21 protein-coding genes are annotated in these 20,261 nt (G+C 63.1%); 12 read left to right on the plus strand and 9 right to left on the minus strand.

What is annotated here, in order from left to right:
- Nucleotides 1–31: 31 nt before the first annotated feature.
- A complete protein-coding gene (locus tag ACP7EG_RS24875; RefSeq protein ID WP_426089723.1) occupies nt 32–1,597 on the plus strand; it encodes a methyl-accepting chemotaxis protein in 1,566 nt (521 codons plus the stop codon).
- Here ACP7EG_RS24875 and ACP7EG_RS24880 read toward each other — a convergent pair.
- Nucleotides 1,575–1,757 (minus strand): hypothetical protein, encoded by a 183-nt coding sequence (locus ACP7EG_RS24880; RefSeq protein WP_426089724.1) that lies wholly within the window; start codon nt 1,755–1,757, stop codon nt 1,575–1,577. The genes ACP7EG_RS24875 and ACP7EG_RS24880 overlap by 23 nt on opposite strands.
- Before the next feature lie 165 nt (nt 1,758–1,922).
- On the opposite strand from ACP7EG_RS24880, the gene ACP7EG_RS24885 reads away from it, so the two are divergent.
- Complete coding sequence (locus ACP7EG_RS24885; protein ID WP_426089725.1) at nt 1,923–2,651, plus strand: hypothetical protein; 729 nt, start codon at nt 1,923–1,925, stop codon at nt 2,649–2,651.
- Nucleotides 2,652–2,653: 2 nt separating this feature from the next.
- Here the strand turns inward: ACP7EG_RS24885 and ACP7EG_RS24890 are convergent, their stop codons facing one another.
- On the minus strand, nt 2,654–3,028 hold the full coding sequence (locus ACP7EG_RS24890) for a DUF1294 domain-containing protein (RefSeq protein ID WP_426089726.1): 375 nt from the start codon (nt 3,026–3,028) through the stop codon (nt 2,654–2,656).
- Between the two features lie 58 nt (nt 3,029–3,086).
- Nucleotides 3,087–3,653, minus strand: coding sequence for a methylated-DNA--[protein]-cysteine S-methyltransferase (locus ACP7EG_RS24895; RefSeq protein WP_426089727.1), 567 nt, complete (start codon nt 3,651–3,653; stop codon nt 3,087–3,089).
- Between the two features lie 94 nt (nt 3,654–3,747).
- Between ACP7EG_RS24895 and ACP7EG_RS24900 the strand changes: the two genes are divergently transcribed.
- On the plus strand, nt 3,748–4,497 hold the full coding sequence (locus ACP7EG_RS24900) for a nucleotidyltransferase domain-containing protein (RefSeq protein WP_426089728.1): 750 nt from the start codon (nt 3,748–3,750) through the stop codon (nt 4,495–4,497).
- Here ACP7EG_RS24900 and ACP7EG_RS24905 read toward each other — a convergent pair.
- Nucleotides 4,494–6,728 (minus strand): TonB-dependent siderophore receptor, encoded by a 2,235-nt coding sequence (locus ACP7EG_RS24905; RefSeq protein WP_426089729.1) that lies wholly within the window; start codon nt 6,726–6,728, stop codon nt 4,494–4,496. The two genes, ACP7EG_RS24900 and ACP7EG_RS24905, sit on opposite strands and share 4 nt — an antisense overlap.
- A gap of 326 nt (nt 6,729–7,054) precedes the next feature.
- Between ACP7EG_RS24905 and ACP7EG_RS24910 the strand changes: the two genes are divergently transcribed.
- A complete protein-coding gene (locus ACP7EG_RS24910) occupies nt 7,055–7,894 on the plus strand; it encodes a hypothetical protein (RefSeq protein WP_426089730.1) in 840 nt (279 codons plus the stop codon).
- Nucleotides 7,895–7,896: 2 nt separating this feature from the next.
- Here ACP7EG_RS24910 and ACP7EG_RS24915 read toward each other — a convergent pair whose 3' ends face one another.
- The 4 genes from ACP7EG_RS24915 to ACP7EG_RS24930 form a co-directional block, all read right to left on the minus strand.
- Nucleotides 7,897–8,295, minus strand: coding sequence for a bacteriohemerythrin (locus ACP7EG_RS24915; RefSeq protein WP_071077924.1), 399 nt, complete (start codon nt 8,293–8,295; stop codon nt 7,897–7,899).
- Between the two features lie 302 nt (nt 8,296–8,597).
- A complete protein-coding gene (locus ACP7EG_RS24920; RefSeq protein ID WP_426089731.1) occupies nt 8,598–8,753 on the minus strand; it encodes a hypothetical protein in 156 nt (51 codons plus the stop codon).
- A gap of 150 nt (nt 8,754–8,903) precedes the next feature.
- Nucleotides 8,904–9,089, minus strand: coding sequence for a hypothetical protein (locus ACP7EG_RS24925; RefSeq protein ID WP_426089732.1), 186 nt, complete (start codon nt 9,087–9,089; stop codon nt 8,904–8,906).
- 137 nt (nt 9,090–9,226) lie between these two features.
- On the minus strand, nt 9,227–11,752 hold the full coding sequence (locus ACP7EG_RS24930; RefSeq protein WP_426089733.1) for a PepSY domain-containing protein: 2,526 nt from the start codon (nt 11,750–11,752) through the stop codon (nt 9,227–9,229).
- A gap of 198 nt (nt 11,753–11,950) precedes the next feature.
- Here ACP7EG_RS24930 and ACP7EG_RS24935 point away from each other — a divergent pair, with 198 nt between their 5' ends.
- The 3 genes from ACP7EG_RS24935 to ACP7EG_RS24945 all read left to right on the plus strand — a co-directional run bounded on the left by ACP7EG_RS24935 (nt 11,951) and on the right by ACP7EG_RS24945 (nt 15,470).
- Nucleotides 11,951–13,051, plus strand: coding sequence for a branched-chain amino acid aminotransferase (locus tag ACP7EG_RS24935; RefSeq protein WP_426089734.1), 1,101 nt, complete (start codon nt 11,951–11,953; stop codon nt 13,049–13,051).
- A 197-nt stretch (nt 13,052–13,248) separates the two neighbouring features.
- Complete coding sequence (locus ACP7EG_RS24940) at nt 13,249–13,965, plus strand: ribonuclease T2 family protein (RefSeq protein ID WP_426089735.1); 717 nt, start codon at nt 13,249–13,251, stop codon at nt 13,963–13,965.
- Nucleotides 13,966–14,066: 101 nt separating this feature from the next.
- Nucleotides 14,067–15,470, plus strand: a complete 1,404-nt coding sequence (locus ACP7EG_RS24945; protein ID WP_426089737.1) for an MFS transporter — start codon at nt 14,067–14,069, stop codon at nt 15,468–15,470.
- A gap of 10 nt (nt 15,471–15,480) precedes the next feature.
- On the opposite strand, the gene ACP7EG_RS24950 is transcribed toward ACP7EG_RS24945, so the two are convergent.
- Entirely contained in the window at nt 15,481–17,115 is a 1,635-nt protein-coding gene (locus tag ACP7EG_RS24950) for an acyl-CoA synthetase (protein ID WP_426089738.1), read from the minus strand.
- A 113-nt stretch (nt 17,116–17,228) separates the two neighbouring features.
- Here ACP7EG_RS24950 and ACP7EG_RS24955 point away from each other — a divergent pair, with 113 nt between their 5' ends.
- From ACP7EG_RS24955 to ACP7EG_RS24975, 5 genes are all read left to right on the plus strand, one after another.
- Nucleotides 17,229–17,930 (plus strand): Crp/Fnr family transcriptional regulator, encoded by a 702-nt coding sequence (locus ACP7EG_RS24955; RefSeq protein ID WP_426089739.1) that lies wholly within the window; start codon nt 17,229–17,231, stop codon nt 17,928–17,930.
- Between the two features lie 62 nt (nt 17,931–17,992).
- Nucleotides 17,993–18,616, plus strand: a complete 624-nt coding sequence (locus ACP7EG_RS24960) for a hypothetical protein (protein ID WP_426089740.1) — start codon at nt 17,993–17,995, stop codon at nt 18,614–18,616.
- A 20-nt stretch (nt 18,617–18,636) separates the two neighbouring features.
- On the plus strand, nt 18,637–19,023 hold the full coding sequence (locus ACP7EG_RS24965; protein WP_426089741.1) for a DUF2946 domain-containing protein: 387 nt from the start codon (nt 18,637–18,639) through the stop codon (nt 19,021–19,023).
- 64 nt (nt 19,024–19,087) lie between these two features.
- Complete coding sequence (locus ACP7EG_RS24970; RefSeq protein WP_071077916.1) at nt 19,088–19,684, plus strand: SCO family protein; 597 nt, start codon at nt 19,088–19,090, stop codon at nt 19,682–19,684.
- Nucleotides 19,685–19,703: 19 nt separating this feature from the next.
- On the plus strand, nt 19,704–20,174 hold the full coding sequence (locus ACP7EG_RS24975; protein ID WP_426089742.1) for a copper chaperone PCu(A)C: 471 nt from the start codon (nt 19,704–19,706) through the stop codon (nt 20,172–20,174).
- Nucleotides 20,175–20,261: the final 87 nt, after the last annotated feature.

Genomic DNA, 20,261 nt, shown 5'->3' on the forward strand with positions numbered 1-20,261 from the left:
AGGCAAGCACAGCTAATATAAGGAAAACATCATGAATATGTTACGAGTACTTAAACTATCGCACCGTTTAGCTGTGCTGATTGTGATCTTTTCAGCCGGCTTCATCCTCTATGGTCTATGGTCGTTCAAGACTCTGCAAGAATGGAAAGTGAACGGCCCGGTATATCAGAAAATCGTGCAAAGCAAGGATCTGATTGCGGACGTGTTGCCACCGCCAGAATACATACTGGAATCCTATCTGGTCAGTTTTCAGCTGATAGCGACCGAGGATCGTGCCGAACAGGCGCAGTTCATCGCACGATTTAAAACGCTCAAACATGATTACGATGAGCGCCATAAATTCTGGAACGACGCGAAACTGGATGCCGATATCGCCGAGCTGTTGCTGAACAAGGCACATGCGCCGGCGCTGGCCTTCTATACGGTTGCACTGCAACAGTTCATTCCCGCAATTGAGGCACAGGATAAGGTTGGCGCTACTGTTGCGATGAAAAAAATGACGATGAGTTACGCCCAGCATCTGCAGGCAATTCAGCAACTGGTAGATATGACCACCCAACGCGCGTCGGCGATAGAAGCGGAGTCGGGAGCGCGCATCACGGTAGCCAGCAGCTTGCTGTTGGTGACGCTGGTGCTCTCGCTGGGCACGGGGATTGCGGTGGCTGTGCTCATTACCAAGAGTATTACCAGACCGCTGCAGGACGCCGTGAATGTTGCCCGCATTGTGGCTTCCGGTGATTTGCGTAGCCATATCGCGACCGATTATCGCGACGAGCCGGGCGAATTGATGAGTGCTCTGAAAAGCATGAATGAGAGCCTGCGTCACACGGTGGGCCGCGTGCGCAGCGGTACTGAAACCATTTCGACTGCCTCGCAGGAAATCGCTGCTGGAAATATGGATCTCTCGGCGAGAACGGAGGCACAGGCCGGTGCACTGGAACAAACGTCGTCGGCGATGCAGCAGTTAACCAGTACTGTGCAGCAGACTGCCGAAAACGCCCAGCAAGCCAATCAACTGGTCTTGTCGGCTTCAGCGGTAGCGCTGCAGGGCGGGCAAGTGGTCGAGCGTGTCGTCGCGACCATGGTGTCCATCAAGGACAGCTCGAAGCGTATCGTCGAGATCATTTCCGTGATTGACGGCATAGCGTTTCAGACCAATATTCTGGCCCTGAACGCGGCTGTCGAAGCCGCGCGCGCCGGTGAACTGGGGCGCGGTTTTGCTGTCGTCGCGTCGGAGGTGCGCACCCTGGCGCAACGCTCCGCCACTGCCGCCAAAGAGATCAAGCAGCTGATTGCCGAGTCGGTCGAAAAAGTCGAGCTTGGTAGCAATCTGGCCGATGAGGCGGGCGGCACGATGCAAAAAATCGTCTCATCTGTCCAACTGGTGGCGGGCATCATGGGGGAAATCGTCGTCGCCAGCCACGAACAAAGCGACGGCATCAAACAGGTGAATCAGGCCATCAGTCAGATGGATGCAGTGACCCAGCAGAATGCCGCCTTGGTCGAACAGGCCACAGCGGCAGCGGCCAGCATGCAGGAGCAGGCGAACAGTATGATGCAGGACGTGCGCGTGTTTAAATTGCTGGCGTCTTGCTGACCGGCTTGGGGATGGCAATGGCAATCGGATCGCTGGCCGGAAAGCTTTCCTTCAGCGCTTCATCCAGCGCTTGCTCGGTATGGCTTTCGCTGGCCGGCGTGGGTGAATCGCGTTCCGGTGGCGGGGCGGGCGTGGTGGCGGCGTTGGTGCTCGAATGCATGGTCATCCCCTTGCGGTGGTGTGCCACGCGGCCGGAATGGCCGTGGCGCGTGCTGATGTTTCCAGCCTAGCACATCGCGTAAAAATAGCGCGCCCGCTGCGCCTGCCCAAGGCGATGAGGGCGGCGTCTGCTACACTGCGCTCCACTTTTATCGACGGAACTGCCATGACTTCCCTTCCTTTGCCGTACCGCGCCACCGCCACCCAAGCCTGTGCCTGGCTGGCGCAACAGACGGGCACGCCGTGGACCCTGGCGCGCCTGCTGGAGCAGGGCGGCTTGCCGTATGTCTGGCTCGATTACAGCGACGCCTGGGCCGAGCTGTTCCATGACGGCGTGACGCGCTATGCGGCGCCCGTCGTGTTTATCGAGGACAAGCAGCACCTGGCTTCGGGTGCGGACGATGTGTGGCTGCGTTTTACGCGCGACTCGGGCAACATCGCCATCGAACTGAAGGCGCCGGGACTGCGTGTACCCATGGACGGCTTGCACTTCCAGGAGCGCGATCTGTTGCGTTTGCTCAAGGAGTTGCAGCACCCGCAGCCGGCAGAGCCGGAAGCGGGAGCTGACAATGCAGCGCCGTTTGTCTTGCCCAGCGCCCTGAAGGGCCTGGGGCGCGAGCAGATTTTGATTGCCTTTGCCGGCGTGGGCAAGGTCGACCTGGACAAAGGCATGGCCAGTGGCGTGGGCATCTTTGGCGACGATGGCGCGCGCGTGCGCAAGAATTCGCGCGGTGGCAAGAACAGCCACCTGTGGCATCCCGTCACCCTGGCGTTCGGCTTGCACGATGTGCACCGCGTGCCGATGGCGCACCTGAAGAAGGCGTTCGCCACGCAACCGTTGCTGCGCGAATGGAAGGCGGACTGGCTGGAGTCGCTGCGCCTGCTGGGCGAGTGAGCTTACAGTTCGATGGGCGCGACCTCGGTGCCGATATCGGGCGCCGCGTAATGCATGCTGAAATACACGAAAGCGCCGATATTGAGGGCGACGGTGATCCAGAACAGCACGCGGAATGAACGCTTGCTGGACTTGTGGCGCAGCCATTGCTGGGCCAGCAAGGCGCCCGGCCAGCCGCACAGCAGTCCCAGCAGCAGCAAGGTGCGCTCCGAGGTGCGCCAGCGGCCCTGTTTGGCGGCCGACTTGTCGATCGCATAGGCGACGAAACAGCTCAGGCTCAGCACGCCATACACGAGGGCGACCAGGGCGGGGATGTGGAAAAAGAACGTGGCCAGCAAATACAGAACGACAAAGAACAGGATGGCAAGGTAGGGCATAGGATGTGGTGGCTTGAGCGGGGGCGTGAGTATCCCACACGGGGAACGATGCTGCTGGCTAAAATAAACAGCCTTGCGTCGTATCAACATGCACGGCGCGGCGGCGGGCGTGGCCCGTCTTCAGCGCTTCGCGGTCGCTGGACAGGGCGATGCCTTCCAGGGCCAATAACGTTTCCTTGGCATGCAGGCCGCCCGCAAAGCCCGTCAACTCGCCCGTGGCGCCGATGACGCGGTGGCAGGGGGCGATGATGGAAATGGGATTCTTGCCGTTGGCGGCGCCCACGGCGCGCACGGCGGCGGGACGGCCGATCTGGCGCGCGATCTCGCCATAGCTGCGCGTCTGGCCGTACGGTATCGTCAGCAGCGCGCGCCACACTTCCTGCTGGAATGGCGTGCCGGCAAAATCGAGCGGCACCTCAAAATGCTGGCGCGTGCCGGCAAAATACTCGCCCAGCTGGCGCGCCGTTTCCAGCAGTACGGCGCAACCTTCATCGACGCGCATGTCGCCCAGGCGCACGCGGTTCGGCTTGTCGTTTTCCCACAAAATCGCGGCCAGCGCCGCGCCGCGCGCCACCAGGGTCAGCTCGCCCACGGGCGAGGGCACCACGATGCAGTCGTATTCCATGTTTGTTCCTTGATCGGAGAGCGCCAGTGTAGCAGGCTGGCGGCCGCATGCATATTGCAGGTAGGATAGCGTTTTTCGGCATGGAGCACTGGCTTTGACGACGATCCCCACTTATGACGCCATCCGCGCGATTGCCGTGCGGCTGGTGCAGGAACACTATCCCACGGCCGTGGCGGCCATCATCGGCGGCTCGTATGCTACGGGCCGGCAGACGCCCAGTTCCGATATCGATTTGCTGCTGCTGTTCGAGCACGTCGATTGCGCCTGGCGCTCGACCATCGTGGCCGAAGGGCGCACGGTGGAACTGTTCGCGCACGACCTGGCCACGTTCACGTATTTTTGCAAGGAAATGGACTCACCGGGCGGCACGGTACCGCTGGCGCACATGGTGCTGGAAGGGGAAAACATCGGCGCCTCCGGCGAACATTTCGCGCAATTGCTGGCGCTGGCGCAAGCCATCGATGCCGCCGGGCCGCCCGTGCTCGACGCGGAGAACTTGCAGCGCCGCCGCTACGCCATCACCACCGCGCTGGAAGACTTGGTCGACAGCACGCACCCGGGCGAGGCGCTGGCCGTCGCTTGCCAGCTGTATCCAGCGCTGGCGGACCTGCACTTGCGTGCGGCGGGGCAGTGGAGCGGCGGCGGCAAGCACCTGTTTCGCTGCCTGCAGGCATTTGACGCGGCCATCGCCGGGCAGCTGGACGGGGCCTTGCGCCTGGTCGCGGCCGACTTGCCGGCCGGCCAGCGCGCGTTCGAGCACGTCGCCGCCGCCGTGCTGGCGCCCGTGGGCGGTTCCTTGCTACATGGCTTCTGCCTGCCCGCGCCCGCACACTGGCGCGCTTAAAACGTCGTGCGTACGGCCAGGCTGATGTTGCGCGGCTCGCCCCAGAAGACGCCATCGAAGAAGCCCACGTTGCGGTAGTACTTTTTATCGAGCAAGTTATTCACGTTCAACTGCACGCTGGCATGCTTGCTGAGCGCATAGCTGGCCATGGCGTTGACCAGTGCATAGCCGGCTTGCGGGATATTCGTCATCTTCCCCGATGGCGGACGGCCGTACCACGATTCGCTGTAGGTGGCGCTTTGCGCCGTCATGCTGGCGCCCGCTTTCAAGCCAGCCAGGCGGCCGTCGAAACGGTAGCTGGTGGCCAGGCGCAGCAAATGACGCGGCTGCGTGGTGGCGGCGCGGCGGCCATCGGCTTCGGCCGCGTGCAGGTAGGTATAGCCACCGCTCGCTTCCCAGGCGGGCGTGATCTGGCCGGAGACGTCAAATTCCACGCCCTTGGCCGTCACACCCGTGCCATTGGCCACCATGGCCTGGCCGCCGTCGGGCAGCAAAAAGCCGGGCGGCACCGTGCGGTCGAGTTCCGCCAGATTCTTTTTCTTCGTGTGGAACAGGGCGGCCGACGCGTTCAGCTTGCCTTCATAAAATTCGCCCTTGATGCCCAGTTCCGCATTGTCGCCCGTTTCCGGCGGCAAAAACTTGTCGTTGCGGTCCTTGCTCGTCTGCGGGTTGAACAGCTGCGTGAAGCTGGCGTAGGCCGAATATTGCTTGTTGATGTCGTACACGGCGCCCACATACGGCGTGACTTCATTGCGCGTTTCCACGAAGTCGCCGCTGCCCGTGTACACGCCTTGCGTGTTGTAGTTGCGCGTATCCGTGCGGTAAGTGCTGCTGCGCGCGCCGATGATCAGGTGCAGCGGGTCGGCCAGGCTCAAACGCGTGGCGACATAGCCACCTGCCAGGCGCGTCACGGTTTCCGTGTGCGAGCCGTCCGGGTGGAACACGGGGCGGGGGATGTTGCCTGTCCAGCTGCGGTAATCGGGGAGGAATTTCGAGTAATTGATTTCCGCTTTGCCGCCCAGTGAGCGCGAGCGCTGGTTGCCGCCGTTCCAGCCGACGATGGCCGTATGCTTGCGCCCCAGCAAGGTGAAGGGACCGCTGGCGTACACGTCGAAATTGTCGCCCGTGTTCTTGCCTGCGCCCCAGGCGCCCGTCCACAGTTCCATGCCTGTGCCCGTGGCGGGATCGGGATAACCTTTGCCCGCATAGAGAGCAGTGGTGCGGTTCGTGCTTTCCGTGCGCGCATAGCCCAGGTGCATGTTCCAGTTGCCGGGCAGGCGTTGGTCCAGCGACGTGAATACCGTGTGCTGCTTTTCGGCCCAGGTGCTCCATGGCGTCGTCCAGCTGGTGTTGCGCGGCAAGTTGGCCAGGCTACCGTCCGCGTTCCAGTAGGGCACGGCGCCCCAAGTGGCGCCCGTGGGCTTGTTGTCCTGGAAGTCGACGCCGGCCGTCAGCAGGGTGCCGGGACGCACGTCCGCCTCGACGATGACCATGCCGACCGTTTTGCGTTCGTGATACATGTCAAGATAGGAATCGCGTCTTTGCCAGGCCAGGGCCGTGCGTGCGCGCACGCTGCCCTCCGCGTTCAGCGGCGTGGAGAGGTCGGCTTCGAAGCGCTGGTCATCCCAGCGGCCCATGATGAGGCCGGCGCTGGCCTGGAACTCTTTCGTCGGCCGCTTGCGTATCATGTTGATGGTGGCCGAGGGGTCGCCCGTGCCGCCCATCAAGCCAGTGGCGCCGCGCACCACCTCGATGCGGTCGTACAGGATGGTGTCTTGCAGCGGCGCATTGCCGCCGCGCGCCATGCCGTCGATCTGGATATTGTTGATGCCGAAGCCGCGTGCATAAAACGTCGTGCGCTCCGTGTCGTTCTGGCCCACCTGGATGCCTGTCGTCTGCGCCAGCGCCTGGTCCAGGCGCACAGCGCCCAGGTCGTCGAGCAGCTGGCGCGTGATGACGCTGACCGATTGCGGCGTCTCGCGCAAGGACAGATCCATGCGCGTGGCACTGCGCGTTTCGCCTGCCGTGTATGACTGCGTGCCTTCCGTCGTCGCTGTCGACTGGCCTGTCACGGTGACGGCCGGCATGGTCACGTCGGCCGGCGCGGCATCGGCAGCCTGTGCCGGCAGGGCCACGCCAGCGGCAAGGCTGAGCAAGCTGATGTGTAATAAACGGGGGAGGGGGCGCAAGGCGGGCTGGCGCGAAGAAGAGAAGGCGGTGGTCGATTGCATCATTTTCCTGGAGTATTTTTAGTCGTGTGTGTTCCTATCTCGTCTGGCGAGGTGCGCAGTAGCTGGGGGGATGGCATGAGGCTGGCCCGTGGTCTGGCTTGGATAGCAGTTCCACCGCAAGTCCCGGCGCGGTCGGGCAGTGGAAAAGAAGGGTGCGCGATTCCCCTCACTTTTGTGAATAAGAATCATTATCAATATAGGCTGTATTTGCCAAATAATCAAGCGTGCGCACCAACAGAGTGCAGACAGGCCAAGGGCGGCGCACAGGCTGGCCTTCTGCGATAATGCGGGGGCTGACAAAATATTTTCCTCATTGAAAGAAATGCATGCGTACATGGATCGCTTGTGCCGGATGGTTGTGTGTCGTGTCGCTGGGCCAGGCCCAGGAACACGCGCCGCCGCCGGCTGTTCCCGCGCCGCTGCACAGCGCCAGCGTGCCGCCCGCCATGGATGCCGCATCCGCCACAGCTGCTGCGTCGGCGGCGCCCGCGCCCGCAGAGGACGCCTTGCCATCGCAAACGGTGACGATCACGGCCAATAGCGACGCCAAGGCGCCGCGCATCCGTTTCACGGCTTACCGCGAGAGTTATCTGACGGCCAGGAAAGTGTGGCAAGTGTCGAGCGGCAGCGTGGTCATGGCCCTGCGCCTGATTCCCGCCAAGCTCAGTGCCACCATCGACGATGTGCGCGTGGCCCTGCAAGGCAATGGCGCTGCCGTGCCGATCAAGGTGTCCGCCGGCGGCGTGTTTGTCGTGCCGCTCAACGACGACATTGCCGCGCAGGACGGCACTTTCCTGGTGAACAAGGGCAGGGGTGAGCTGACGGCCAATATCGTGCTCCAGCCGTCCGTGGCGCGCGATGCGTGGAATGTCACGCGCGTGGGGCAAGTCTTGCACGATGCGCGGCGCGCCGTGCGGGCCATCACGCCGTGGTACAAGCGGCCGTTTGCCAGCGATGTGCAATCGCTGGCCTTTTGCGCGACCGAGCGGGGCAGCGCCTTGCAGCTGATGGATGGCGAGCAAATGATCGCCACCTTGCCCATGAATGAAGCGGCCGTCAACGACATCAATCAGCCCGTGTTTTGCAAGATTTTCGACGGCGAAGACAAATACCCGGGACACTACCGCGTCGTCCTGCCCGAGCAAGCCACGGTGCTGCTGCTGTAGATCTAGTTGGGCTGGCGCTGCACCAGCTCCAGGGCCGCCGCCAGGGCCAGATCCATGGTGGCCTGGTGGAAGATCAGCCATTGCGGCAGGAGCGACAGCGCATGGCGACCCTGCTCCAGGTCGCCTTCATCGACGGCGGCCCACGCATGGTGCAAGCCGCTGAGCACGCGCGCATGCTGTTCCCGGTGATTCGCCAGCGAGGGGAAGGCGATTTGTTCCATCAAATCCTCTTCCTCGCGGAAATCGCGCTCGACGGCCGCAATCAGCTCGCGAAACGCCACGCTGAAATGCTGGTCGCTCAACTGCCCCAGCCGCGCCAGCTCCTGAAACAGCGCCTCATGCGCCTCGTCGATGGCGGGAACGCCCAGCGCCATCTCATCCTTCCAAGCCGATATACCCATGCCGATGCTCCCGGTTAAGTCCGTCGCGATGTGAAGCGGACTGTTCCAGTGTGGCCGCAGCGAAGGGGGAAATCCATGATCTGGATCAAAAGTATAGTGAAGAGGGGATGAGGAAAACGAGACAAAAACAAATGCGAGAAGGGAACAATTCCCCACCCGCAACAAAGCGGATTTTAACGACGCGACGTGTTGCCGAGCGCCGCTGAAAAACGCCGCTGGCAAGGCGCCTTTGACGCAGACAGTACGCTAGTACGGCAAGTCAAAGCAACGCCGCCAGCGACGTTTTCTCAGCCTCGCGTATTTTAGTGCTTGGGCCAGTGGGCCCACAGGGCATGCGCATCGACATTCGGTACCTGCATCTGCTGCACGGTCGACGTCTGCATCGCGTCGCGCAGTACGAGGGGCACGAGCAGCAAGGCCGACAGGGCTAGGCAGGCCAGCACTTTGAGCGTCAACATGGTCGTCTCCCGGTGGCCCGGTGGCGGCGCGGGGATGCGGCGCCTGCCGGTCACTTCCTATGTACTACCATGCTTGCAGTTTAGTTCATCTGATTGAAACTTCAACTAATTGCTGTGATGCACCGCACCAGTTCGCCTATTGCCAGGCAGTTATTTGGCCTTGCGGCTGCGCCGTGGCTTGCCAGTTGGCGGCAGAAAGGAATCGAACCACACTTGCGTCAACTGCCGCGTATTTTTCGCCGCTTCGCGCTTGACGGCGGCCGTGGCGTGACCGCGCGCCGTGTTGGCGATACGGTTGGCGGTGCTCAGGTACATGCTCATCCAGGGGTTTTTCATGGGGTGCCTCGCAGACAGTGGGTGGTGCGGCGCGGGGTTGTCCCCATGCCGCGATGTCCCCACTCTAGTCCGATGGCTGGCGCTGACTGTGCGCCCGCCCACATAGCCGGGCGGTGCTGGCAATGTGCAGAGGCAGATCAATACACGTCGCGGCGGTAGCGTCCCGCCGCCAGCAGGGCGTCGAGGCCTTCCTGGCCCAGCACTTCTTGCAGCACAGCATCGATTCCTGCCGCCATGCCTTGCAGGCTGCCGCACACGTAGACGATGGCGCCTTGCGCCAGCCAGTCGCGCAGTTCGTCGGCATGGTCACGCAGGCGGTCCTGCACGTATTGTCGTGTTTCACCATCGCGCGAAAAGACACGGTCCAGGCGCGCCAGGTGGCCAGCGTCGAGCCAGCCTTGCAACTCTTCGCCGCAGACACTGTCAAAAGCTTGCTGCCGCTCGCCGAACAGCAGCCAGTTGCGGGCCAGTCCCGCCCGCTGGCGCGCGCGCAGGTGCGCACGCAGGCCCGCCAGGCCGGAGCCGTTGCCGATATAAATGCAGGGCACGTCGACCAGGGCAGGGGCGAAGGCGGGATTGGCTTGCAGGCGCAGGCGGATGGCGGCGCCCGGCGGGGCGAAGCGCGTGAGCCAGCCGGAACAGATGCCGTACCCCTCGTTTGCGCTGCCCGCATGGCGTTCCTGGCGCACCAGCAATTGCAGTTCGCCATCCGATGGCAGCGAAGCGAGCGAGTAGCTGCGCGGCGCATGTTGCCCACCCTGCGCGTCACCCTCGCTGCCGTCCGCGTTGCATCCGATGATTTCCGCCAACGCGCCCGCTTCCCAGGTGGCGCCGGCCGGACCCGTCAAGGTGATTTCATGCAGTTCGCCGCCCAGGCTGCCAGGGTTGAGCAGCACGCGGCGCAGCAAACGCCAGTCTTCGTACGATGCCTGTTCCTGCACGCCGATGGCGTCGATGGCGCTGCCGCTGCAACGGGCCAGCGCTTGCGACCAGTCGGCCAGGGCGGCGGGGTCGTGCTTGTCGACTTCGATCAGGGGGAACAAAGGCGTGGCGCCCAGCGCGCGCAATTGGCGCTCCAGCGCATGGCCGAAGCCGCAGAAGTCGCTGTAATGGCGGTCGCCCAGGGCCAGCATGCCCACTTCCAGGCCGGCCAGCGGCGTGCCCGCTGTTTGCTGCAGCAGGCGCGCGAAGCGGCGCGTGCCGTCCGGCGCTTCGCCTTCGCCAAAGGTGCTGGCGACGACCAGGGCCCGCGCGTACTGGCGCAATTGCGCGGGATCAAAGCGCTCCAGCGACTGCACGTCGACGGCTACCCCCGCCTGCTGCAGGGCGCGCGCGCTTTCCAGGGCCAGGCGCTCGGCCTGGCCCGACTGGCTGGCGTAGGCCACCAGGGTGGGCAAGCCCGTGTCCGTCTTGCCCACAATGCCAGCCAGCAGAGCCCGCTGCGCCTGCACAGCTCGCTTGGCCTTGCGGCGGCCCAGGTACAACATCCAGCCCGTGATGGCGAACAGGGGCAGGCCCAGGCTGGCGAGGGTGACGATGATGCGGCCTGGCAAGCCGAAATACGTGCCCATGTGCAGCGGATAAATGATGTTGACGAGGCGTGCGCCCAGCGCCTGCTGGCTGTACGGTTCATTTTCCGTGAGCCTGCCGTCGGCCGGGGCAATGCTCATGCGGCTGCGCGCCCGCTCGTGCGGCGCGTCGCTGGCCAGCCAAGTGAATTGCACGGCTTCACCGGCGCGCACGGGCAGGCGCACGCTGGCCAGGGTCCAGCCGGGGGCGTGTTGCTGGAAGCTGCTCCAGGCCAGGCCGATGTCGACGGCCGGCGCCTCCTTCTCCTTGCCCGTCCCCTTTTTCATGGGCGCCTGTGCCATCCTTGGGGGCTTGCCGGCCCAGGCATCGATATTGTCGCGCACCACGTCATAGCTCCAGTAAATGCCCGTCAGGGTCAGCGCCACGTAGACGACCAGGCACCAGGTGCCGGCCACGGCGTGCAAATTCCACAAAAACGAGCGGCCTTTTAATGCAGGATCGAAGGTCAGCCAGGTGCGCCAGTCCAGCGGACGGCGGGGCCAGCGCAGATACAGGCCGGAGAGCGCCAGGCCCAGCAGGCACAGGGCCAGCGCGCCCGCCACTTGGCGGCCCGGATCGCGCGGCAGCAGCAGCCAGCGATGCAAGGATTCCGTCCACTCGAAAAATTCCGCTCCCGCCAGCGCCGGCTGGGTGGCGCCCGTGTAGGGATGGACATAAATGGACTCGCCGCGCCGCTGGCCGTTCTTGGGCGCGAAGAACAAACGGGGCGCCGCGCCCGCTTCTGCATACATGGTGATGGACGCCACGCGCTGGCCGTGTTCGGCTGCGACAATGTTGCTCAGCTGGGCCGGCGTCAGGGGCGCGCGTGTTTCCACGGGCACATGGCGCACGCCGGGGTTCATGACATCGAGCAATTCATCCTTGAAGGCCAGGGTGGCGCCGCTCAGGCCGATGATCACCAGCACCGTGCCGGCCGTGATGCCGATGAACCAGTGCAATTGAAACCAGACCTGCTTCCAGCTCCAGTGCCAGCGCCGTTGTTGTGGGGCGACAAGCTGGCGCTGCTGGCGAGTCTGCAGCGCATCGTCGGCGCTGGCGCGCGGCAGGGGGTGTGGCAGGGAGGAGGTCGTCATGAAGCGGCTTTCGATAGCGCTGCCAAGCGAGGCGTCAGGCATGGCGGGGAAGAAGGAAGGCTGACATTTTAACGCAAACGAGAATCATTCGCAAATGATGGCGCCCAGTTTTCGCGGGATGGGGGCTATCCTCGTTTGCCTGATTGGGCGCCATAGGCGCTACAATAGGGATACTGTTCACTAGTTCCCATTGCCGCCATGACCACTTCCACACCGAATCTCGTCGTCACCCCGTCCGCCCACCCCTTGTCCGACGCCGAGCGCGCCGCGCGCATGGTCAATCCCGCCTTCGGCCGCATCTTCACCGACCACATGGTGGTGATTCCTTACCGTGACGGCAAGTGGCAGCAGGGCGAACTGAAGGCCTATGGCCCTTTGACGCTGGACCCGTCCGCTTCTTCCCTGCACTACGGCCAGGCCATCTTCGAAGGCTATAAAGCGTTTGCCCAGCCTGATGGCAGCATCAAGACTTTCCGTCCAGAACAGAATGCCGAGCGCTTCAACCGCAGCGCCGCGCGCCTGGCCATGCCTGCCATTCCTGTCGAGCTGTTCTTGCAAGCGGGCGATGCGCTGATTGCGCAAGACCGCAACTGGGTGCCGAAGAACACGGGCGAGAGCCTGTACATGCGTCCGCTGATGATCGCCACCGATCCTTACCTGGGCGTGCGTCCTTCGGAAGAATACCTGTTCGTGCTGTTTGCCTCGCCGGCCGGCGCCTATTTCCCGAAAGGAGTGAAACCCGTCACCGTGTGGATCAGCGAAGACTTCGTGCGCGCCGCGCCTGGTGGCACCGGTGAAGCCAAGTGCGCGGGCAACTACGCGGCCAGCCTGATGGCTCAGTCGCAAGCACAGGAAAAGGGCTGCGACCAGGTCGTCTGGCTCGATGCCGTGCACCGCGAGTACATCGAGGAAATGGGTGGCATGAACCTCTTCTTCGTCTACAAGGATGGCGAGAAAATCACGGTCGTGACGCCGGAACTGACGGGCACTTTACTGCCAGGCATCACCCGCCGCAGCCTGCTGGAAATGGCAAAAGACCTCGGCTATGCCACGGAAGAGCGTAAATTGTCCGTCCAGCAATGGCGCGACGACATCGCTTCGGGCCGCATGACCGAAGTGTTCGCCTGCGGCACGGCCGCCGTCATCACGCCGGTCGGTGTGGCCAAGGCCAACGGCTTTGAAATGACCATCAACAACAATGAAAACGGCGCCGTCACGCTGGCCCTGCGCGAAGCGCTGCTGGGCTTGCAACATGGCACGGCACCGGATACCCACGGCTGGATGCACACCGTTTGCTAGTAGATGTCACCTGACCAAACCTACTGCGCGTCGCGCTTTGCGGCCGGCGATGCTCACCGTACTAGAGTACGGTTGCGCTTCTCGGCCACAAATCACTGCCGCTCGCTACGGTTTTGTCAGGTGTCGTGACTGATGTTGTTCGTTTTGACCCCGCCGGCACTTTATTGCCGGCGTTTTTATATCTTGAAGGAAACTCGATGAAAATTCGCTCTGTCTTGCCCGCGCTGGCCGCCGTTTTCCTCAGCTTGTCCGCTGGCGCCGTCCACGCGGCCGACGCCACCTGCGCCATTCCGCGCAACGTCAGTTATGTCGATTACGACGTCAAGCCGTCGGACGAGAAAAACACCTGCTACAAGCAAAGCACCAACGTGCCCACCGATTACTTCATGCTGGCGCTGTCGTGGTCGCCAGGATTTTGCGACAGCCAGCGCCGCCGCGGCGCAGTGTCGAAGAAGGCCGCCTTCCAGTGCGCCGAGAGCAATCAGTTCGGCTGGATCGTGCATGGCTTGTGGGCGCAGTCGGCCAATCCCGCCACGTGTGAAGACATTTCCGTGACGCCGCCGCGCAAGACGGACATGCATCCGCGCTATTGCAAGGGCAATCTGCCCAAGCTGGCGCCGTCCGACATCTTGCCCTACATGTGCATGCAGCCCGGTGAAGCCTTGCTGCAGGGGGAATGGGAAAAGCATGGCGCTTGCGATTTCGATACGGCCAAGCAGTATTTCGAGAAGGAACGCGAACTGTTCCAGGCCTTGAAGTTGCCGGACTCCACTATGCCAAAAAACGAACTGTTCCAGTGGATGAAGCAGCACAACCCGCAGTTGAAGGGCCGCTGGCTCGGCTATGAAAAGCACTCGGGCGAGTTGCGTATCTGCTACTCGAAGGATTTCAAGGTCATCGACTGCCAGAAGTAAGCTTGCCTGCTCTGCAGCTTTCTTTCATACATGCTAGTGTGTTGCCCGGATCAGCAAGATGAACAGGTAGTGTATTTATGCAGCAGTCTATGCAGCGGTCTATGCAGCGGCACACGCAACCCGTGATGGTGGGCGAGGACGGCTTGCCGCCCGGCGCCCGTTTATGGGCCATGCTGGCGCTGGCCATCGGCGTGGGCATGGCCTCGCTCGATACGGCGATCGCCAACACGGCCTTGCCGGCCATCGCCAGCGAGCTGCACACGACGCCGGCCGCTTCCGTCTGGATCGTCAACGTGTACCAGTTGGCCATGGTGGCGACCCTGCTGCCGTTTTCCGCCCTCGGTGAAATCGCCGGCTACCGGCGCGTATTTATCTCCGGCATGCTGTTATTTACCCTGGCGTCGCTCGCCTGTGCACTGGCCTGGTCCCTGCCGTCGCTGGTGGTGGCAAGGCTGTTCCAGGGCGTCGGCGCCAGCGCCATGATGAGCGTCAATACGGCGCTGCTGCGTGCCCTGTATCCGAAACATTTGCTGGGACGCGCATTCGGCAACAATGCGCTGGTGGTGGCTGTCGCGTTCGCCATCGGCCCCACGGCCGCCTCGCTGATCCTGGCGACGGCGTCGTGGCCGTGGCTGTTCGCCATCAATGTGCCGCTGGGCGTGGCGGGCTTCTTCCTCGCCAGCCGCATGCTGCCGGCCACCAGACTCTCCGGCCACACCCTGGATGCGCGCACGGCGCTGTACAACGTGGGTGCCTTCGGCTTGCTCATCTTGCTGTTCGGCGACGCCGCCCATCACGCGTCCGGCGCCGTCCTGCTGGCGGAACTGGTGGCCGTGGCCGTGTTCTTTGTCCTGTTGCTGCGCCGCCAGGCGGGACATGCGGCGCCGATGCTGCCGATCGACCTGTTTCGCCGTCCATTATTCCTGCTGTCGTCGCTGACGGCCATCTGCACGTTTGCCGCGCAGGGACTGGCGTTCGTCTCGCTACCATTCTATTTTGAAGTCACGCTGGGCCGTTCACCCGTCGAAACGGGGTTTTTGATGACGCCGTGGGCCGTGCTGGTGGCCGTGATGGCGCCCGTAGCCGGGCGTTTGAGCGATCGTTACTCGCCGGGCGTGCTGGGAGGCATCGGCCTGGCGGCGCTGGCCGGCGGCTTGCTGACCTTGATCTGGATACCGGCGCACCCGAGCGCCTTCGACATCGGCTGGCGCATGGCCTTGTGCGGCATCGGTTTCGGCTTTTTCCAGGCGCCCAATCTGAAAGCCATCATGGGCAGCGCGCCGCCCGAGCGGGCCGGCGGCGCCAGTGGCGTGGTCGCCACCTCGCGCCTGATCGGCCAGGCGACGGGCGCCGCGCTGGTCGCCTACTGCTTCACGGTTTCCGCCGCAAAAGGAACGACGTATGCGCTGTGCCTGGCGGCAGGGTTTGCCGCCGTGGCCAGCATCGCCAGTTTTTCGCGCCTGGTGGTGGCGCAGCCGGCGTGGCAGGCCGGCAAGCGCGACTGACGGGTAGAGGTCAGACGTCGATGGCCTTGTCCGACTGCATGCGCTTGCGCAATTCAAACTTCTGGATCTTGCCCGTCGACGTGCGGGGCAGGGGGCCGAAATAAATGGCTTTCGGCACCTTGAATCCGGCCAGGTTGTTCTTGCAGAAGGCGATCAATTCCGCTTCCGTCACGCTGGCCCCTTCGCGCAGCTCGACGAAGGCGCATGGCGTCTCGCCCCATTTCTCGTCCGGCTGGGCGATGACGGCGGCGGCCAGCACTTGCGGGTGGTGGTATAGCGCATCTTCCACTTCCACGCTGGAAATATTCTCGCCACCGGAAATGATGATGTCCTTGCTGCGGTCCTTCAGCTTGATATAGCCGTCCGGATACATGACACCGAGGTCGCCCGTGTGGAACCAGCCGCCGGCGAAGGCTTCCTGCGTCGCCCTTTCATTCTTCAGGTAACCCTTCATGCAGATATTGCCGCGGAACATGATCTCGCCGATCTGTTCACCATCGGCCGCCACGTGCTGCATGGTTTCCGGGTCGATCACGGCGACGGCGCTTTGCAAATGGTAGCGCACGCCCTGGCGCGACTTTAATACGGCGCGCTCTTCCTGGCTCAAGGCCGCCCACTCGTCCTGCTCGGCGCAGATGGCGGCCGGGCCGTACACTTCCGTCAAACCATATGAGTGGATCAAGTCAAAGCCCATGGCTTCGATCTTCGCCACCATGGCGGCCGGCGGCGGCGCACCGGCTACCATGCCGCGCACGGTCCAGTCGATTCCCTCGCGCCAGCTGGCAGGCGCGTTGGCCAGCGCTGCGTGCACGATGGGTGCCGCGCAATAGTGGGTGATGCGCAATTCGCGCATCAGGTCGAACACCAGTTTCGGATCGAACTTGCGCAGGCACACGTTGACGCCGGCGCGCGCGGCGATGGTCCACGGGAAGCACCAGCCATTGCAGTGGAACATCGGCAATGTCCATAAATACACGGCATGCTTGGGCATGTCCCACTCTAATATGTTCGACAGGGCATTCAGGGCCGCGCCCCGGTGGTGGTAGACCACGCCTTTCGGATCGCCCGTGGTGCCGGACGTGTAGTTGAGGGCGATGGCATCCCATTCGTCCGCAGGCGGCTGCCACTCGTAGTCGGGGTCGCCGCTGGCCAGCAAGCTTTCGTAGTCGAGGTCGGAAAAGGCCTCCACTTCCGGTCCCAGCACGTCGTTGACCTGGATCACGCGCAGACCGGGAATCTGCGCCGCCATCTGGCGCGCCAGCTCGGCAAATTCCGTATCGGCCAGCAATACTTTCGCGTGGCCATGGCGCAGCATGAAGGTCAGCGCCGCCAGGTCGAGGCGGATATTCAGGGCATTGAGGACGGCGCCGGCCATGGGCACGCCAAAACTCGCTTCCACCATGGCGGGTGTGTTCGGCAGCATCACGGCCACCGTGTCGCCCGTGCCCACGCCCAGCTTGATGAGGCCGGAGGCCAGGCGGCGCGTGCGCGCATAGGTTTCGCGCCAGGTCTGCCGCACGGCGCCATGTGCAATTGCCAGGCGATTGCCATATACTGCCGCTGCCCTGGAGATATAGTCGAGCGGGGTGAGGGCGGCGTAGTTGGCGCTGTTTTTGTCGAGGCCGGTATTAAAATCAGGTGTCATGCTTGTCTCCTGGTAAATAAAATTCTGTAGCTCCCTGTTTCGGGATTGATACCGGTTAGCATAGCACCGGTGCTGGAAAATCACTGTCATCTTAGTGACAACTGAAGGATGGAATGAATAGCAATGATAGTGTAGAGCGTGCCGTGCCCGAACTCGATAGCCACGACTGGTTCACGGCCCTCGACGCGCGGCATCAAACCTTGTTGCGCGCCGGCAGCGTGCTCCGGCATTACGAGGCGGGCGCCTTCATCACGCGGCGCGGCGAACCGTCGGCGCACTGGATCGGCGTGCACACGGGCTTGATCAAGCTGGCCGTCTACAACGCCGATGGGCGCGGCGCCACGTTTTCCGGCGTGCCGGCCGGTGGCTGGTGCGGCGAGGGCAGCGTGCTCAAGCGCGAACTGCGCCGCTACGACGTGGTGGCCGTGCGCGCCGCGAACATCATCCTGGTGCCGGTGGACCTGTTTCATCTGCTGCTGGCCGAGAGCCTTTCCTTTAACGCCTTCGTCATCCGCCAACTGAACGAACGCATGGGGCAATTCATCGCCACCATCCAGAACCAGCGCCTGCTGGCCGTCGACGCGCAAGTGGCGCAAGCGATCGCGCAGCTGTTCCATCCCATGCTATATCCGCGCACCTCCAGCGTGCTTGAGCTGTCGCAGGAAGAAATTGGCTTGCTGACCGGCATTTCGCGCCAGCGGGTGAACCTGGCCCTGGGCCGCCTGGCCGAGCTGAAACTGATCAGCATCGCCTACCAATCGATTCGCGTCGTGGACCTCGATGGCTTGCGCCGCTATGGCGTGGCGTCGCTGTGATGACAGACTGCTTGCGCGATGTGTGGCATGCTGATGGCTCGTTCACCACCTTGACCTGACGCATGGCCCTCGTTTCCGATCATCCCTTGTACTTGCTGGGCTTGCGTTTTCCGCTCCGGCTGCGCGTCACCGTGCGCCAGGGTTTTGTCACCTTGCATAATGAAATCACCACCAAGAAACTGGGCAGCGGCGACAGTTTTGTCGTGCCCGCCTTTTTGCGTTTTGCCTGCGACGTGATGCCGGGGCGGGGCAAGCCCGCCGTGTTCACCCTGGCGCTGGAAGGCGATGCGCCGGATGGCGGCCACGGCGGCGGCAAGCGCTGGAGCCAGGCGCTGGCGCAGCACATCTTTGATACGCCACAAGGCAAATGGACGGCGGCCCGCCTGGCGGCCCTGTGGCAAGTGACGCCGCACAAGGCGCGCGCGCGCCTGTTTGCCGAGGGCGAGGCATTGCTCAGCCTGGTGCGCGAGCAGCGCCTGGCGCATGCGCTGCACACGGCGGCGCAAGCGGGCGCCGATGGCGAAGACGGCGAACGCGACCTGGCACAAGTGGCGGCCGGCTCAGGTTTCGCCTCGATTCCCGCGTTTTGTGACGCCTGCGTGGACGTGGCGGGCGTGCGCCCCAGCCTGTTCCTGCGGGGGCAAGCGGGCGCGCCTGCGCTACGCGAAAGCCATACTCCGCTATAATCGGGGCCATGGGATCTTTATTGAAGCGCAAACAGTGGCATATGTGGTTCGCCTGCCTGGCGATACTGCTCAATGCGCTGTCGCCGTCCCTGTCGTATGCGTTTGCCTCGCTGCACGCGAACGCGAACAGCGCTGCCGTCGAGATCTGCTCGGCCAGCGGAGCCGTCTATACGCAAGCGGACCTGGCGCCGGCCGCCAGATCCACCACCGATTCCGTCCTGCACCACATTGAGCATTGCCCGTTCTGCATGAATCACGCGGGCAGCGTGGCCTTGCCACCATCCTCATCCTCGCCGCTGGCCGTCATCACGGGCCACGACCACTATCCGCCATTGTTTTACCAGGCTCCGCAGCCCCAGTTTGCGTGGCTGGGCGCCAGCCCGCGCGGCCCGCCTTTGGCGGCCTGAACGCAGCAGTCACGCCTTCTACGTCCTAACTTGTCTCAACTATGCCCATCGGGCTGGAATTACCATGAAACGTCGTCTTTTCCTTCTCGCCGGCACGGCGGGATTGCTTACGCTTGCCGCTTGCGAACAAGCACCGAAACCCCATTACAACAGCCTCGATTTGACGGGAGGCGATTACAAGCCCGACTTCAAATTGAGCGGCCCCGACGGCAAGGTCTACACCCTGGCCGATTTCAAGGGCAAGTATGTGATGGTCTTCTTTGGCTTTACGCAATGCCCGGACGTGTGTCCGACGGCCCTGTCGCGCGCGCTGGAAATCCGCCAGAAACTGGGCGCCGATGGGGATAAACTGCAAGTGATCTTCATCAGTATCGACCCCGAACGCGACACGCCCGCGTTGCTGGGCGAGTACATGCGCGCCTTCGACCCCAGTTTCCTGGGCTTGCGCACGGACCCGCAGGCGACGGCGCAGACGGCCTTCAATTACAAGGTCTTCTACCGCCGCGTGCCCAGCGGCAGCTCGTACACGATGGACCACACGGCCATCAGCTATGTGCTCGATACCGAGGGACGCATGCGCCTGGGCTTGAAGCACCAGTTGACGGCCGACGAGTGCGTGCAAGATATCAAGACCCTGATGAAATCGAAATACACCTTATAACCATACCGAGGAAATGATCATGACCCATCTGAAAACCCTGCTGGCCACGGCCCTGACCGTACTGTCCTTCTCCGCCGTTGCACAGACTTCCGTGCAGATTACCGACCCGTGGGTACGCGCCACCGTGCCGCAGCAAAAAGCCACGGGCGCCTTCATGCAGATCACGGCGCCGAAAGCCATGCGCCTGCTGGAAGTGCGCTCGTCCGTGGCGGGCGTGGCGGAAATCCATGAAATGAGCATGACGGACAACATGATGCGCATGCGCCAGATCAAGGAAATCGCCTTGCCGGCAGGCAAGGCCGTGGAACTGAAGCCGGGCGGCTACCACGTCATGCTGCTGGACCTGAAAGGGCAGGTGAAGGCGGGTGACAAGATCCCGCTGACCCTGGTCGTCGAGGGCGAAGACAAGCGCCGCGAAACCATCGAAGTGACCGCCGTGGCCCGTCCGCTGGGCGCCTCCTCGGCGCCGATGCCGGCGATGAAGCACTAAGTTTCCCGCTACGTTCTTGCAAAGCCCGGCTCGCCGGGCTTTTTTGCGCTCATTTGAAAATTAAACAGCTGTTTGATACAATGTCGG

Source organism: Janthinobacterium sp. PSPC1-1 (assembly GCF_049897625.1).
GTDB classification, from domain to species: Bacteria; Pseudomonadota; Gammaproteobacteria; order Burkholderiales; family Burkholderiaceae_D; genus Janthinobacterium; species Janthinobacterium tructae.